Here is a 14,752-nt window from a genome sequence, read left to right on the forward strand (position 1 = left end):
CGAGCATCTGTGGCCAAGTTTTTAAGGGCGCACGGTGGATGCCTTGGCACCAGGAACCGATGAAGGACGTGGGAGGCCACGATAGGCCCCGGGGAGCTGTCAACCAAGCTTTGATCCGGGGGTGTCCGAATGGGGAAACCCGGCAGTCGTCATGGGCTGTCACCCGCTGCTGAACACATAGGCAGTGTGGAGGGAACGAGGGGAAGTGAAACATCTCAGTACCCTCAGGAAGAGAAAACAACCGTGATTCCGGGAGTAGTGGCGAGCGAAACTGGATCAGGCCAAACCGTATGCGTGTGATACCCGGCAGGGGTTGCGCATGCGGGGTTGTGGGATCTCTTTTTCATAGTCTGCCGGCTGTGAGACGAGTCAGAAACCGTTGATGTAGGCGAAGGACATGCGAAAGGTCCGGCGTAGAGGGTAAGACCCCCGTAGCTGAAACATTAACGGCTCGTTTAAGAGACACCCAAGTAGCACGGGGCCCGAGAAATCCCGTGTGAATCTGGCGGGACCACCCGTTAAGCCTAAATATTCCCTGGTGACCGATAGCGGATAGTACCGTGAGGGAATGGTGAAAAGTACCGCGGGAGCGGAGTGAAATAGTACCTGAAACCGTGTGCCTACAAGCCGTGGGAGCGTCGCGCATCGAGTTTACTCGGTGCGTCGTGACTGCGTGCCTTTTGAAGAATGAGCCTGCGAGTTTGCGGTGTGTTGCGAGGTTAACCCGTGTGGGGAAGCCGTAGCGAAAGCGAGTCCGAATAGGGCGATTTAGTAGCGCGCTCAAGACCCGAAGCGGAGTGATCTAGCCATGGGCAGGTTGAAGCGGAGGTAAGACTTCGTGGAGGACCGAACCCACCAGGGTTGAAAACCTGGGGGATGACCTGTGGTTAGGGGTGAAAGGCCAATCAAACTCCGTGATAGCTGGTTCTCCCCGAAATGCATTTAGGTGCAGCGTCGTGTGTTTCTTGCCGGAGGTAGAGCACTGGATAGGCGATGGGCCCTACCGGGTTACTGACCTTAGCCAAACTCCGAATGCCGGTAAGTGAGAGCACGGCAGTGAGACTGTGGGGGATAAGCTCCATGGTCGAGAGGGAAACAGCCCAGAGCATCGACTAAGGCCCCTAAGCGTACGCTAAGTGGGAAAGGATGTGGAGTCGCAGAGACAACCAGGAGGTTGGCTTAGAAGCAGCCACCCTTGAAAGAGTGCGTAATAGCTCACTGGTCAAGTGATTCCGCGCCGACAATGTAGCGGGGCTCAAGCGTACCGCCGAAGTCGTGTCATTCCAGCATTAAGGGCCAACGCCTGCTGGGATGGGTAGGGGAGCGTCGTGTGCCGGGTGAAGCAGCCGCGGAAGCGAGTTGTGGACGGTTCACGAGTGAGAATGCAGGCATGAGTAGCGATACACACGTGAGAAACGTGTGCGCCGATTGACTAAGGGTTCCTGGGTCAAGCTGATCTGCCCAGGGTAAGTCGGGACCTAAGGCGAGGCCGACAGGCGTAGTCGATGGACAACCGGTTGATATTCCGGTACCCGCTTTGAAACGCCCAATACTGAATCAGGCGATGCTAAGTCCGTGAAGCCGGCCCGATCTCTTCGGAGTTGAGGGTAGTGGTGGAGCCGACGAACCAGACTTGTACTAGGTAAGCGATGGGGTGACGCAGGAAGGTAGTCCAGCCCGGGCGGTGGTAGTCCCGGGGTAAGGGTGTAGGCCGTGTGGTAGGTAAATCCGTCACACATTAAGGCTGAGACCTGATGCCGAGCCGATTGTGGTGAAGTGGATGATCCTATGCTGTCGAGAAAAGCCTCTAGCGAGTTTCATGGCGGCCCGTACCCTAAACCGACTCAGGTAGTCAGGTAGAGAATACCGAGGCGTTCGGGTGAACTATGGTTAAGGAACTCGGCAAAATGCCCCCGTAACTTCGGGAGAAGGGGGGCCATCACTGGTGAGGGAACTTGCTTCCTGAGCTGGGGGTGGCCGCAGAGACCAGCGAGAAGCGACTGTTTACTAAAAACACAGGTCCGTGCGAAGCCGTAAGGCGATGTATACGGACTGACGCCTGCCCGGTGCTGGAACGTTAAGGGGACCGGTTAGCTGACTTTCGGGTCGGCGAAGCTGAGAACTTAAGCGCCAGTAAACGGCGGTGGTAACTATAACCATCCTAAGGTAGCGAAATTCCTTGTCGGGTAAGTTCCGACCTGCACGAATGGCGTAACGACTTCTCGACTGTCTCAACCATAGGCCCGGTGAAATTGCACTACGAGTAAAGATGCTCGTTTCGCGCAGCAGGACGGAAAGACCCCGGGACCTTTACTATAGTTTGATATTGGTGTTCGGTTCGGCTTGTGTAGGATAGGTGGGAGACTTTGAAGCGGCCACGCCAGTGGTTGTGGAGTCGTCGTTGAAATACCACTCTGGTCGTGCTGGATGTCTAACCTGGGTCCGTGATCCGGATCAGGGACAGTGTCTGATGGGTAGTTTAACTGGGGCGGTTGCCTCCTAAAGAGTAACGGAGGCGCCCAAAGGTTCCCTCAGCCTGGTTGGCAATCAGGTGTTGAGTGTAAGTGCACAAGGGAGCTTGACTGTGAGACCGACGGGTCGAGCAGGGACGAAAGTCGGGACTAGTGATCCGGCAGTGGCTTGTGGAAGCGCTGTCGCTCAACGGATAAAAGGTACCCCGGGGATAACAGGCTGATCTTCCCCAAGAGTCCATATCGACGGGATGGTTTGGCACCTCGATGTCGGCTCGTCGCATCCTGGGGCTGGAGTCGGTCCCAAGGGTTGGGCTGTTCGCCCATTAAAGCGGTACGCGAGCTGGGTTTAGAACGTCGTGAGACAGTTCGGTCCCTATCCGCTGTGCGCGTAGGAATATTGAGAAGGGCTGTCCCTAGTACGAGAGGACCGGGACGGACGAACCTCTGGTGTGCCAGTTGTCCTGCCAAGGGCATGGCTGGTTGGCTACGTTCGGAAAGGATAACCGCTGAAAGCATCTAAGCGGGAAGCCTGCTTCGAGATGAGTATTCCCACCAACTTGATTGGTTAAGGCTCCCAGTAGACGACTGGGTTGATAGGCCAGATGTGGAAGCCCGGTAACGGGTGGAGCTGACTGGTACTAATAGGCCGAGGGCTTGTCCTCAGTTGCTCGCGTCCACTGTGTTAGTTCTGAAATAACGAACGGCCGTGTTTTGTTCCGGTGTTGGTTAATTTCATAGTGTTTCGGTGGTCATTGCGTTAGGGAAACGCCCGGTTACATTCCGAACCCGGAAGCTAAGCCTTTCAGCGCCGATGGTACTGCAGGGGGGACCCTGTGGGAGAGTAGGACGCCGCCGAACTCCTTTTAGAATGGTTGAGCCCCGTGCCCTTGTGGCACGGGGCTTTTCCGCGTTTACGGCTCCTTACTCTGTGTGCAGGGCCTTTCAGCCGGCGGTCACCAGGTGGGTGTCGTACGCCAGGATGACCGCTTGGACGCGGTCCCGGGCGCCGGTCTTCGCGAGAATGCGCGAGACATGGGTCTTCACGGTCGACTCGGCCAGGTGGAGACGTTCGGCGATCTCCGAGTTCGTCCAGCCGCGGCCGATGACGGTGAGGATCTCTCTCTCCCGGTCGGTGAGCTTCGCGATCCGGGCGTCCGGGGTCGCGGGTCCGCCGGGAACGGCCGGCAAGTGCTGTACGTACGCGTCCAGGAGACGGCGGGTCAGGCTCGGGGCGACCACCGCGTCGCCGCTGGCCACCGCCCGTACCCCGGAGAGGAGCTCCTCCGGCAGCGCGTCCTTGATCAGGAAGCCGCTGGCTCCGGCGCGCAGACCGTCGTACGCGTAGCGGTCCAGGTCGAACGTGGTGACGATGAGGACGCGGGTGCGGGAGCCCGTCCTGATGATGCGGCGGGTGGCCTCGATGCCGTCGAGCAAGGGCATGCGGATGTCCATCAGGGCGACGTCCGGCTGGTGCCGGGCGACGAGTTGGAGCGCCTCGTGGCCGTTGGCGGCCTCGCCGACGACCGTCATGTCGTCCTGGCTCTCCAGCAGCATGCGGAAACCGAAGCGCTGCATGGCCTGGTCGTCCGCGATCAGCACGGTCGTCACGAGAGGGAGTCCTCCAGGGGGAGTAGGAGCCGGACCTGCCAGCCCGTGGTGACGGACCGGCCGGCTTCGAGTGTGCCGTCGTACAGGGAAGCGCGCTCGCGCATGCCCGTGATGCCCTGGCCGGTGCCGTCCGGCGCCCCGGTCCCGGGGCGGCGGGTGCCGTTGTCGGTGATCAGGACCTCCAACTCCGTCGCACGGTAGGTCAGCGTGACCTCCGCCGCCAGGGACGGAACCGTGGCCGTGTGCTTCAGGGTGTTCGTCAGCGCCTCCTGCACCACCCGGTAGACCGTCAGCTGCCGTCCGGCGGTGGGCGGGACGGCCGGCGGTGTGCCGTGGCGGTGCAGGCGTACGGGCAGCCCGGCGGCACGTACACCGGTGAGCAGAGCGTCTATGTCGTCGAGCGTGGGCTGCGGGGTGCGGTCGGCCCGGTCCGGAGCGTCCCGCAGGACGCCCAGCAGACGGCGGAGCTCGGCGAGGGCCTGGCGGCTGGTGGTGCCGATGGCGTCCAGGGCCTGGGCGGCCCGTTCCGGGCTCTTGGCCGCGGCGTAGGCGCCGCCGTCCGCGAGGCCCGTGATCACGGAGAGGTTGTGGCCGATGATGTCGTGCATCTCCCGGGCGATCCGGGTCCGTTCGGCGGCGGCCGCGAGCCGGGCCTGCTGGTCGCGTTCCAGTTCGAGCCGGTTCGCCCGGTCGACGAGGGCCTCCGTGTACTCCTTGCGCGTACGCACCACGATGCCGACCAGGGACGCGAACGCCAACGCGTACAGATGCGGGACGAAGAGGCGGTTCCAGTCGTCCGGGAAGTGACCCGCGCCGATCACCAGCGGGGCGAGCACGATGCCGCCCGACCACGCCAGGGTGCGCATCGGCTGCCGGAGCGCGATGTTGAAGACGACGATCTCCTGGAGGAAGGCGGCCTGGATGACCGCCCCCGTCCAGACGTTGACCAGGGAGAACGGGGCCATGAACACCAGCACGGCCAGCGGATGACTGCGGCGCCACAGCAGCGGGGCTGAGAACGCCACGCTCATCACGAGCACCAGGGGCGCCGGCACGCTCCGGTCCACGGCGACCGTGCGCCAGCCGCCCGACGAGACGTCGAGGACCGCGAACAGCACCCAGAACGTGGCCAGCAGCCCGTCCCAGACCAGCGGCCGTCGCCGGTCGTACGCGCGGACGCGCTGGAGCAGCCGCTGGATGTGACCGGTGAGCGGGAAGGCGCCCGTCGTGGAGCGGCCCGTGCCGTGGTCCGTCACCCGTGCATCACCTGTACTTCCTCGCGTCCGTCATCGAGACCGGTCCCGGCTGCGTCATGCGTCGCGTCGGCGCAGGAGCGCGGCCGCCGCGATCAGTGTGGCCGCCGACCACAGGAGGAGGGCGAGCAGGGCCCCGCCGGCGGGGGCGGCGTCGGGGAGGGGCGTCGCGGAACCGAGGACTCCGGCGGCCTGGGTCGGGAAGTAGCGGATGGCGGTCTCCACCGCGTCGTACGGGAGCATGCCGAGGACCTCCGGAAGGACCATCACGCCGCCGATGAAGGCGCCGATCGCGCCGGGGACCGAGCGGAGCAGGGCGCCGAGGCCCAGGGCGATGAGGCTGAGGAGGGTGGTGCCGACGGCGTTGCCCGCCACGGCGCGGAGCACGCCGGGGTCGGTCAGGGAGGCGGCCTGGTCCGTGTCGTGGAGGAACAGCTGGGCGGCGACGAACGTGAGCAGGGAGGTCGTCAGCATGACGCCGAGGACGGTGGCGCTGAAGACGGCCGCCTTGGCCCACAGGACGGGGAGCCGGCGGGGTACCGCGGTGAGCGAGGCACGGATCATGCCGGAGGAGTACTCGCCCGCGGTGACGAGGATGCCCAGCACCACCGTGCAGAGCGTGCCGAGAGTGGTGCCGTAGAGGACCAGGATGACCGTGTCGACGTCGGAGTCGCCGCCGTCGGACGTGTAGGTGATGCCCATGACGAGTCCGACGGCGAGGACGAGCGCGGCGGCGGACCCCAGGGTGATCCAGCTGGAGCGCAGGGTGCGGAGCTTGTGCCACTCGGAGCGCAGGACGCGGGCCGGGGTGACGCGGTAGCGGGGCGGTGCGCCGGTGGTGGCGGCGGTGGGCGTGGCGGTGGTCATGCGAGGGCTCCGGTCGGTTCGGGGGCGGTGATCCGGTACTCGACCGACTCCTGGGTGAGATCCATGAACGCCTGCTCCAGGGAGGCGGTGCGGGGCGTGAGTTCGTGGAGGGGAATGGCGTGGGCGGCGGCGACGCGCCCGATGTGGGCGGCGTCCGTGCCGCGGACCTCCAGCTGGTCCGGGCCTGCCGCGCCGCTGATGTCGATGCCGGGGCCGCGCAGCAGGTCGCTGAGGGCCGGGGCCTGGGAGGTGACGACCTTGACGGCGCTGCCGCCCGCCGTGGCGACGAAGTCGGCGACGGTCGTGTCGGCGAGGAGGCGGCCGCGTCCGATGATGACGAGGTGGTCGGCGGTCAGGGCCATCTCGCTCATGAGGTGCGAGGAGACGAGGACGGTGCGGCCCTGGGTGGCGAGGGACTTGAGCAGGTTGCGGATCCACAGCACGCCCTCCGGGTCGAGGCCGTTGACCGGCTCGTCCAGGATCAGGGTGGCCGGGTCGCCGAGCAGTGCGGCGGCGATGCCGAGCCGCTGGCCCATGCCGAGCGAGAAGCCCTTGACGCGTTTTCCGGCGACCCCGGTCAGTCCGGCGAGGTCGAGGACGTGCTCGACGCGGCTGCGCGGGATGCCGTGGGTGTGGGCGAGGGCCATCAGGTGGTGGAAGGCGGTCCGGCCGGGGTGGACGGAACGGGCCTCCAGCAGGGCGCCGACCTCGGTGAGGGGTGCGCTGTGGGTGGCGTACGCGCGTCCGCCGATCGTGGAGCGGCCGCGGGTGGGGGCGTCCAGGCCGAGGAGCATCCGCATGGTCGTGGACTTCCCGGCGCCGTTCGGGCCGAGGAAGCCGGTGACGGTGCCCGGCCGGACCGTGAAGTCGAGGTCCTGGACGACGGTCGTGCCGCCGTACCGTTTGGTGAGTTCGTATGCCCTGATCATGCGGCCGACGCTACGGAGCGGGCGGGCGCGGGGCGTCGGACCGGGGGCGGGATGTGGCGACGGGCGTAGTACCGGGGTACGACGCGGCGGCCACCGCCGCGGACCTGCCGGATCGGGCGGGAATCACATTGCGTGGCGCGGGAGCGCAGGTCAGGATCGGTGCATGGACTACGTGATACGGCCGGTGCGTGCCGACGAGTGGCAGCAGGCGAAGGAACTCCGACTGGCCGCGTTGCGGGACCCGGCGGCTCCGGTGGCGTTCCTGGAGACGTACGAGACCTGCCTGGAGCGCACCGACGACTTCTGGCGCGAGCGCACGCTCGGCGCTTCGGAGGACGGGGCCGGCGGGGTGCGGCAGTTCGTCGCCGAGGGATCCGACGGCAGTTGGGCGGGCACGGTCAGTGTGCTGATCGAGCGGCCCGACGGGGACGCGGTGTTCGGCGGGGCTGCCGTGGTGCACCAGGCCCATGTGGTCGGTGTGTTCGTGCGGCCCGAGGCGCGGGGCAGGGGGCTGATCGAGGAACTGTTCCGGGCCGGTACGGACTGGGCGTGGTCGTTGGGCGAGCCGTTGATCGAGCGGGTCCGGCTGTATGTGCACGAGGACAATCCGCGGGCCGCGGCCGTCTACCGCCGGATCGGCTTCGTGCCGACCGGGGAGACCGTGCCGATGCCGGGTGACCCGACGGCCCGGGAGCTGGAGTACGCGGTGCCCCGCCCCTGACGTGCGTACGACGGGGCGCGCGGCTGTCAGAGGGTGGTCGGGGTCTGGAGCTGCTGGGTCCAGCGGGCGCGGGCCTGCTCGGGGGAGCGGAGCAGGGCGACGACGGGCAGGCCCTGGTCCTCGCCGGTGGCCAGCAGCTCCGGCAGCCGGGGCAGCGGCGCCACGGCGGCGACGTCGTCGAGGACGAGCGTCATTGGTGGGTCGAGCCGGCCGTCGGATGACCGTGCGGCCATGCGGCGGCCGTGCTCGACCACGTCTGCGGCGAGCGCGGTGAGCAGGGGCATGGCCCCTGGGCCCGAGCGGGGGTTCTCGATGGGTTCACCGACCACATAGAGGCTGCCCCCCTCGTCCGCGAAAGATGCCAGCGCGAGCGAATCGGCTCGATTCGGTGTGCAGGCCTCCCGGATGTGGACCGAGGACAGTGCGCCGAAGGCCCGTACCGTCAGCTCCTGCGCCATCTCCCGGCGTTCGGGGTGGGCGGTCAGCGCGGACTCCAGGAGTCCGGCGAGTCCGGAGGCCGCCTTGGGGTGCGTACGGAGCAGGCGCACCGGTTCGTGGGCGCTGCCGCCGAGGGCCCAGCGGTGGACCTGGCGGAAGGGGCGTCCGTCGATGGCGGCGGCGTGCAGCCAGCACTGCAGGAGGGTCTCGGCGGTGTCGGCCGTCGCCGCGTCGATGCGGGACTGCGGCCGTACGGGGGCGAGGAGCGCGGCGGAGCGGGCGGCGGCACGGTCGGGCTGTTCGCAGTCGGCGGTGGGGGCCCAGTGGAGCCGGGCGGGGGTGTCGCAGAGGTGGCCGGGGTCGTAGACGAGGACCGGGCCGAGCTTGGCCCGGGCGTCCTTGGTCTCGGCCCAGACGCTGGGGTCGGAGGTGACGACGAGCACGGGCCCGTCCGCCTCCCGGATGGCCTGGACGGCGGTGGGCCGGCGGGTCGCGGCGGGGCCGTAGAGGACGAGCGGGGTGCGCGGGGCGGGGACGACGGGCGGGAGGGCGGCCAGCGGGAGGGCGGTGTCGTCCGGGGCGGCCGCCTGTTCGGTGACGGGCGGGGACGCGGGCGTGGGTTCCGGCCTGTGGTTGGCGGGCGTGGGTGTGGGCTCCGGCCGGCGGGTAGCGGGCCGTTCCTCGTACGCGTACTCCTGCGGGGACTCGATCCGTGGCTCCAGCCGTTCGGCGCGCTGTCGGGCCCGGACGCCGCGCCAGCGGGCGACCACGCCCATCGCGAACACCGACAGCACCACCAGCACCATCAGTTCGCCGATGAACAGGCCCCAGAAAAGCCCGTATCCGGAGAGTTCGCCGGCGGGTGTGGTCGGCCAGGCGGCCGGCAGGTCGTGCGGTGCCTCCACCAGGCGGCGCATGGCCAGCGGGGTCTCGGCGAGCGTGACGCCGTCCGGCCAGCCGCCGTGGGCGAGGAGGCCGGCCAGGCCGGTGGCCGACCAGGCCAGGAGGGTCAGGCCGAGGAGGAAGGCCAGCAGGCCGATCAGCAGCCCGTCGGGGATGCCGCCGCTCCCGTTGCCACCGCCGCGTACGTCACCGCGCCCCGCACCCGCCATGTCATGCCACCGTTGACTCGGACGACTCGTTCAGCCGTTGCTGGTTCTCGATCCGCGCCGCGCGTTGCTCCGCCTCCAGCTCGGCGGCGCGTACGTCCTCCGGGAGGAGATCGGTGGCCGAGGCCTCGGTCATGGCGCGGTCGGTGAAGACGAGAGGCCGTTCGGCCTCGGTGATCAGGTGTTTGACGACCTGTACGTTCCCGTTGACGTCCCAGACGGCGATGCCGGGGGTGAGCGTGGGGATGATCTCGACCGCCCACCGGGGCAGCCCGAGCACCCGGCCGGTCGCTCTGGCCTCGTCGGCCTTCTGGGCGTAGATCGTGCGGGTCGAGGCCATCTTCAGGATGGCCGCAGCTTCCCGTGCCGCGGCTCCGTCGACCACGTCGCTGAGGTGGTGGACGACGGCGACGAACGAGAGACCGAGCCGGCGGCCGAACTTCAGCAGCCGTTGGAAGAGCTGCGCCACGAACGGGGAGTTGATGATGTGCCAGGCCTCCTCGACCAGGAAGATGCGCTTCTTCCGGTCGGGCCTGATCCAGGTGTGCTCCAGCCAGACGCCGACGATCGCCATCAGGATCGGCATGGCGATGGAGTTGCGGTCGATGTGGGAGAGGTCGAAGACGATCAGCGGGGCGTCGAGGTCGATGTCGGCGGAGGTCGGTCCGTCGAACATGCCGCGCAGGTCGCCGTCGACGAGCCGGTCCAGGACGAGGGCGACGTCCAGGCCCCAGGCCCGTACGTCGTCTATGTCGACGTTCATCGCCTCGGCGGATTCCGGTTCCGGGTGGCGCAGCTGGTCGACGATGTCCATCAGGACGGGCTGCCGTTCGGTCTTCGTCTCGTTCACATAGGCGTGCGCGACCTTCAGCGCGAAGCCGGACCGTTCGTCGAGGCCGTGTCCCATGGCGACTTCGATGATGGTGCGCAGCAGCGCGAGCTGCCCGGTGGTGGTGATCGCCGGGTCGAGCGGGTTGAGCCGGATGCCGCCGTTGAGCGCGGAGGTGGGGTCGAGGCGGATGGGGGTGAGGCCGAGCTCCTGGGCGATGAGGTTCCATTCGCCGACGCCGTCCTCGCCCTGGGCGTCCAGGACGACGACCTGGCGGTCGCGGAAGCGGAGCTGGCGGAGCACGTAGGTCTTCTCCAGCGCGGACTTGCCGTTCCCGGACTCGCCGAGTACCAGCCAGTGCGGGGCGGGGAGCTGCTGGCCGTAGAGCTGGAAGGGGTCGTAGATGTAGCCCTTGCCGGAGTACACCTCGCGGCCGATGATCACGCCGGAGTCGCCGAGGCCGGGGGCGGCGGTGGGCAGGTAGACCGCCTGGGCCTGTCCGGTCGAGGTGCGGACGGGCAGCCGGGTCGTCTCCACCTTCCCGAAGAGGAAGGCGGTGAAGGCGTCCGACAACGCGGACAGCGGATCTCGCATGGCGTGACCGACCTCCCTTTCGTCTCTCTCGGTCGTGCGGGGCTAGCGGCGGATGCCGGTGGCGAACGGCAGGGTGTTCACGAACGCGCGGTGGTGCTCGCGGTCGCACCACTCCAGCTTCAGATACGACTTGCCGGCCGAGGCCCGGATCGTCCGCTTGTCGCGGGCGAGGGACTCGGGGGAACGCGACGACACGGTGATGTACCCCACGAGGTTCACCCCGGCCGCGCCGCTCGCGAGATCTTCACCCCGCTGGTCGAGCCGGCCATGGGCGGCGATGTCGCGGGGGTCGACGGTGCGGTTCATCTTGGCCTGGCGGCTGGCCTCGGCCTCGTCGTTGGTCTTCTCGGTGAGCATCCGCTCGATGGCGACCTCGGTGGGTTCGAGGTCCATGCAGACCGCGACCGTACGGATCACGTCGGGCGTGTGGACGAGGAGCGGGGCGAGGAAGTTGACGCCGACGGGTGTCATCGGCCACTCCTTCACCCAGGCCGTGGAGTGGCACCAGGGGGCGCGGGTGGAGGACTCGCGGGTCTTGGCCTGGAGGAACGTGGGCTCGACCGCGTCCAGTTCGGCCGGCCAGGCGTTGCGCTTCGTCATGGCCTGGATGTGGTCGATGGGGTGGTCGGGGTCGTACATGGAATGGACGAGGGAGGCGAGACGGCTCTGGCCGAGCGGCTGGCGCACCCTGATGTCGGCCTCGGCGAGGCGGGCGCAGATGTCGGTGAGCTCGCGGGCCATGACGACGGCGAGCCCGGCGTCCCGGTCGAGCTTGCGTCCGGCGTGCGGGCGGGCGGCGCGGGCCATGGCGTTGGCCTCGGCGGCGAGCTCGCGGTCGAACTCCATGCAGGCGACGAGGTAGGCGCGGTGCTGCTCGCTGGAGGTGGAGACCATCGACTGGAGCTGGTCGTAGGACTCCTGCAGCCAGCCGGGGGAGGCCTTGTCGCCGCGCTGGGCGACGTCCTTGGCGTGCGCGTCGGGGTCGGCGGGCAGGGTGCGGGCCAGCATCTGGATGCGGGTCACGAAGCCGTCGCCGTTCGCGACGTGCTTGAGGAGCGTGCCGAAGCGGTCGACGAGCGCTTCCTGGTCCTCGCTGTCGCGCAGCCCGACGCCCGGCCCCTCGATCTCGATCGCGGCGGTGACGGTGCGGCGGTCGGCGTGCAGCAGTACGGCGATCTCGTCCGGGCCGAAGGGGGCGGCCAGCCAGTTGATCCGGCCGATGCCGGGAGGCGGCCCGATCTCGACCTCGCGCCCGTCGGCGCTGACGCCGGCCTCCATGGCGGAGGAGCGGTAGGCCGTGCCCTGGCGCAGGGAGCGCTTGAAGCTGCGGTTGATCTCGAACCACTTGTAGAACGTGCGGTGCTTGTACGGGACGTAGACGATCGCCAGGGCGAGCATCGGGAAGCCGGTGAGCAGCACGATCCGCAGCGACAGGACCGGGACGAGGAGTCCGCTCATCATGCCGAGGAACGCCCCGGCGATGATCAGGGCGATCTCGCCGGTCTCGCGGTTCTTGCCGACCATCGCGTTCGGCCGGGCCCGGCCGATGAGATACGTACGGCGGGGCGCGATCGGATGGGACTGCGTGCTCAACGCCCGCCACCTCCTGTGCTCTTGTTACCTGAACTGCCTGATCCGCGCGAGCCGCGGCTGCTGTGCGGGGTGCCGGAGGTGGGGCCCGAACCGCTGCGGGGCGGAGGTGCGGCGGAGGGGACAGATCCGCCGCCGACCCCGCTCCCGGAGTTGCGGGAGCTGTGCGCGGCGACTCCGCCGCTGACCGGGTTGGCGGGCCGTCCGCCGCCGCTGTTGCTGCCGCCGTCCTGGCCGCCGCCGCGGCTGCTGTGGGTCTTGATGCCCTGCGAGACGAGAGCGGCGGGGGAGCTGATCATCGCGGCGGCCTGGGAGCCGTCGGTGGCCTGCTTGCGGTTGGTGCGGGCGCCCTGGATCTCGTCGCCGAAGCCGGGGACGAAGCGGTAGATCATGCCGGAGGCGAAGATCGCCAGCAGGATGATGGCCAGCCCGGAGACGACGGCCGAGAACGCGTCGGGCCCGTCGTCCGATGACAGTGCGCCGGCCAGCCCGAGCACGATGACGATGACCGGCTTCACCATGATCACCGCGATCATGATGCCTGCCCAGCGGCGTACGTGTCCCCACATGTTCTTGTCGACGAGCCCCGCGTACACGGCGGTTCCGAGCAGGGCGCCGACGTAGAGCAGGGCGGCGCGGATCACGAGCTCAAGCCAGAGGATTCCGGCGGCGAGGATCGACACGAGCGAGACGACGATCAGCATGATCGGGCCGCCGCCGATGTCGGAGTCCTTCTTGAGCGCCTCGGCGAACGACCCGAAGAAGACGTCGGTCTGCCCGCCGGATGACGAGGCGATGACCTCGGTGACGCCGTCGGTGGCGGAGACGATCGTGTAGAGGATCAGCGGGGTGAAGGCCGAGGCGAGCACGGTGAGCCAGAGGAAGCCGATGGCCTCGGAGATCGCGGTGGTCAGCGGCACGCCGCGGATCGCCCGCTTGGCGACGGCGAGCAGCCACAGGACGAGCGTCAGCACGGTGGAGGCGGCGAAGACGATCGCGTACTGCTGGAGGAAGCGGGTGTTGGTGAAGTCGACGTTCGCGGTGCTTTTGACGGCTTCGCTGAGCTTGCCCACGATCCAGGCCGCGGCGTCGGCGCAGCCGCGGCCGAGGGAGGTGAGGGGGTCGAGGGCGGGGTCGACGCTGTCGGGGGCGTTGGATTTGGGGGCGGAGTCGCCGTCCTCGCAGTACTGCTTGGCCGGTCCGATGAGCAGGTCGCAGGCCTTGTTGGCCGGACTCGGGGACGGCGACGGTGAGGGTGCGGCAAAGGCTCGCGCCGAGAAGATGACAACGGCTGTCTGTACGGCGGCCAGAGTGGTGACGATCGAGCGCGCGCGAAATCGAGGGCTACCTGGCATAAGTGAAGCCTCCGTACTCCTCGACGGCCTTGCTGATCTCATCAGAGCTGGAAGCAGCGACGTCTCCCGGGACGGGTGCGGGTCCATCCTTCTGCGTGTCACTCACAGCCCTCCAGCCTTCATCCGTCCAAGAGAGCTCGACGGTCCAGGTCTTCCAGGAGGTGCGGACAGGGTCGGTGGATCCGGCACCAGACATGCCGATCAGCCCCGTGTACCAGACCGAGACCTTCGCCGTATCGCCGCTGAAGGACTCCACCTTGGTGCCTACCGGGATCGTTCTCGACACGAATGTGCTGCCCTGCGGTGCGTTCCCATCGGCATCGAGACCGAGCTTTTGGAGGAAGGTCGTTGAGTACGCCTCATCCTGAGGAGCCTTCAGCTTGGCCGCGGCCGCAGAGGTGTAGATGCTGTCCACGATCACGTGGCGGCTGGTCTTCGTGAACATGTCGGCAGAGCCGAGCGCCACCGCGAAGTTGGAGGCCGCGCTCTGCGCCCCCTGCTCATCGTGCGCGAATCCGGACGGAATCTCGCCGTTCTTTCCCGTCACCGGCTTCGTCCCCGTAGCCGCCGTCGGTGACGTGCCCGCCTGGGTGCCGTTGTTTCCCGAGGTGCCGCCCTTGTCCCCGTCGTCCCCGCCCATGTTGGCGAATGCGATGGCTCCGAGCAGCAGGACGATCACGCCGACCACCGTGACCAGCGAGCGGGAGCTGCGGGCCGGGCGGCGGGGGCCGTAGCCGTCGCCGCCCTCGCCGTCGGGGAGGCGGGTACGGGTCTGGCGGGTGCCGCCGATGGTGCTGTAGCCGTCACCGGAGCGCCCCGAGTCGTTGCCGTAGCCGTCGTCGTCGAGACTCATGCCGCGTACGCCCCCTCAACCGTTGCCTGAACCGCCTCGTGGTACGACGGTAGCCGTGCTGGTTTCCGCGCGGACGCGGTGTGGTGACTCGACATCAGGGAGACGCAACCTCTGCCGGTGGGCACGACGGAC

10 protein-coding genes and 2 rRNA genes are annotated in these 14,752 nt (G+C 67.9%); 3 read left to right on the top strand and 9 right to left on the bottom strand.

Translation table 11 applies throughout. From position 1 onward, the window contains the following. The first annotated feature begins 11 nt into the window (after window positions 1-11). Together OG408_RS20935 and rrf are read left to right on the top strand one after the other, a co-directional pair. A 23S ribosomal RNA gene (locus OG408_RS20935) occupies window positions 12-3,136 on the top strand. 79 nt (window positions 3,137-3,215) lie between these two features. Then, window positions 3,216-3,332 (top strand): 5S ribosomal RNA (rrf, locus tag OG408_RS20940). 84 nt (window positions 3,333-3,416) lie between these two features. On the opposite strand, the gene OG408_RS20945 is transcribed toward rrf, so the two are convergent. The 4 genes from OG408_RS20945 to OG408_RS20960 are packed head-to-tail and all read right to left on the bottom strand — an operon-like array spanning window position 3,417 to window position 7,131. Then, entirely contained in the window at window positions 3,417-4,082 is a 666-nt protein-coding gene (locus OG408_RS20945; protein WP_266780614.1) for a response regulator, read from the bottom strand. After that, window positions 4,079-5,338, bottom strand: coding sequence for a sensor histidine kinase (locus tag OG408_RS20950; RefSeq protein ID WP_326671316.1), 1,260 nt, complete (start codon window positions 5,336-5,338; stop codon window positions 4,079-4,081). Before OG408_RS20950 ends, OG408_RS20945 begins: the two co-directional genes overlap by 4 nt. Before the next feature lie 54 nt (window positions 5,339-5,392). Beyond that, on the bottom strand, window positions 5,393-6,202 hold the full coding sequence (locus OG408_RS20955) for an ABC transporter permease (protein ID WP_285569334.1): 810 nt from the start codon (window positions 6,200-6,202) through the stop codon (window positions 5,393-5,395). Then, on the bottom strand, window positions 6,199-7,131 hold the full coding sequence (locus tag OG408_RS20960) for an ATP-binding cassette domain-containing protein (protein ID WP_326671318.1): 933 nt from the start codon (window positions 7,129-7,131) through the stop codon (window positions 6,199-6,201). Before OG408_RS20960 ends, OG408_RS20955 begins: the two co-directional genes overlap by 4 nt. 163 nt (window positions 7,132-7,294) lie before the next feature. Here OG408_RS20960 and OG408_RS20965 point away from each other — a divergent pair, with 163 nt between their 5' ends. After that, window positions 7,295-7,852 carry a GNAT family N-acetyltransferase gene (locus OG408_RS20965; RefSeq protein WP_285569329.1) on the top strand — a complete coding sequence of 186 codons (558 nt, stop codon included), beginning with the start codon at window positions 7,295-7,297 and terminating at the stop codon, window positions 7,850-7,852. A gap of 26 nt (window positions 7,853-7,878) precedes the next feature. On the opposite strand, the gene OG408_RS20970 is transcribed toward OG408_RS20965, so the two are convergent. From OG408_RS20970 to OG408_RS20990, 5 genes are read right to left on the bottom strand one after another with little or no spacing between them, the layout of a single operon-like run. Further along, complete coding sequence (locus OG408_RS20970) at window positions 7,879-9,402, bottom strand: type VI secretion protein (RefSeq protein WP_326671320.1); 1,524 nt, start codon at window positions 9,400-9,402, stop codon at window positions 7,879-7,881. 1 nt (window position 9,403) lies between these two features. Then, a complete protein-coding gene (locus OG408_RS20975; RefSeq protein ID WP_266780626.1) occupies window positions 9,404-10,822 on the bottom strand; it encodes an ATP-binding protein in 1,419 nt (472 codons plus the stop codon). Between the two features lie 42 nt (window positions 10,823-10,864). Continuing rightward, window positions 10,865-12,415: an SCO6880 family protein gene (locus tag OG408_RS20980; RefSeq protein ID WP_266780628.1), complete on the bottom strand. Its 1,551-nt coding sequence runs from the start codon at window positions 12,413-12,415 to the stop codon at window positions 10,865-10,867. Then, window positions 12,412-13,767, bottom strand: coding sequence for a hypothetical protein (locus tag OG408_RS20985; protein WP_326671323.1), 1,356 nt, complete (start codon window positions 13,765-13,767; stop codon window positions 12,412-12,414). Before OG408_RS20985 ends, OG408_RS20980 begins: the two co-directional genes overlap by 4 nt. After that, window positions 13,757-14,620: a hypothetical protein gene (locus OG408_RS20990; RefSeq protein WP_326671324.1), complete on the bottom strand. Its 864-nt coding sequence runs from the start codon at window positions 14,618-14,620 to the stop codon at window positions 13,757-13,759. Before OG408_RS20990 ends, OG408_RS20985 begins: the two co-directional genes overlap by 11 nt. Window positions 14,621-14,752 lie beyond the last annotated feature (132 nt).

The sequence above is a fragment of the Streptomyces sp. NBC_01257 genome, assembly GCF_035917255.1.
Taxonomy (GTDB): domain Bacteria; phylum Actinomycetota; class Actinomycetes; order Streptomycetales; family Streptomycetaceae; genus Streptomyces.

What these genes read in the sequence shown, in the direction of transcription:
- OG408_RS20960 (WP_326671318.1), bottom strand. Translation starts at nt 7,131, where the DNA reads ATGATCAGGGCATACGAACTCACCAAACGGTACGGCGGCACGACCGTC.
- OG408_RS20955 (WP_285569334.1), bottom strand. Translation starts at nt 6,202, where the DNA reads ATGACCACCGCCACGCCCACCGCCGCCACCACCGGCGCACCGCCCCGC.
- OG408_RS20965 (WP_285569329.1), top strand. Translation starts at nt 7,295, where the DNA reads ATGGACTACGTGATACGGCCGGTGCGTGCCGACGAGTGGCAGCAGGCG.
- OG408_RS20990 (WP_326671324.1), bottom strand. Translation starts at nt 14,620, where the DNA reads ATGAGTCTCGACGACGACGGCTACGGCAACGACTCGGGGCGCTCCGGT.
- OG408_RS20970 (WP_326671320.1), bottom strand. Translation starts at nt 9,402, where the DNA reads ATGGCGGGTGCGGGGCGCGGTGACGTACGCGGCGGTGGCAACGGGAGC.
- OG408_RS20985 (WP_326671323.1), bottom strand. Translation starts at nt 13,767, where the DNA reads ATGCCAGGTAGCCCTCGATTTCGCGCGCGCTCGATCGTCACCACTCTG.
- OG408_RS20975 (WP_266780626.1), bottom strand. Translation starts at nt 10,822, where the DNA reads ATGCGAGATCCGCTGTCCGCGTTGTCGGACGCCTTCACCGCCTTCCTC.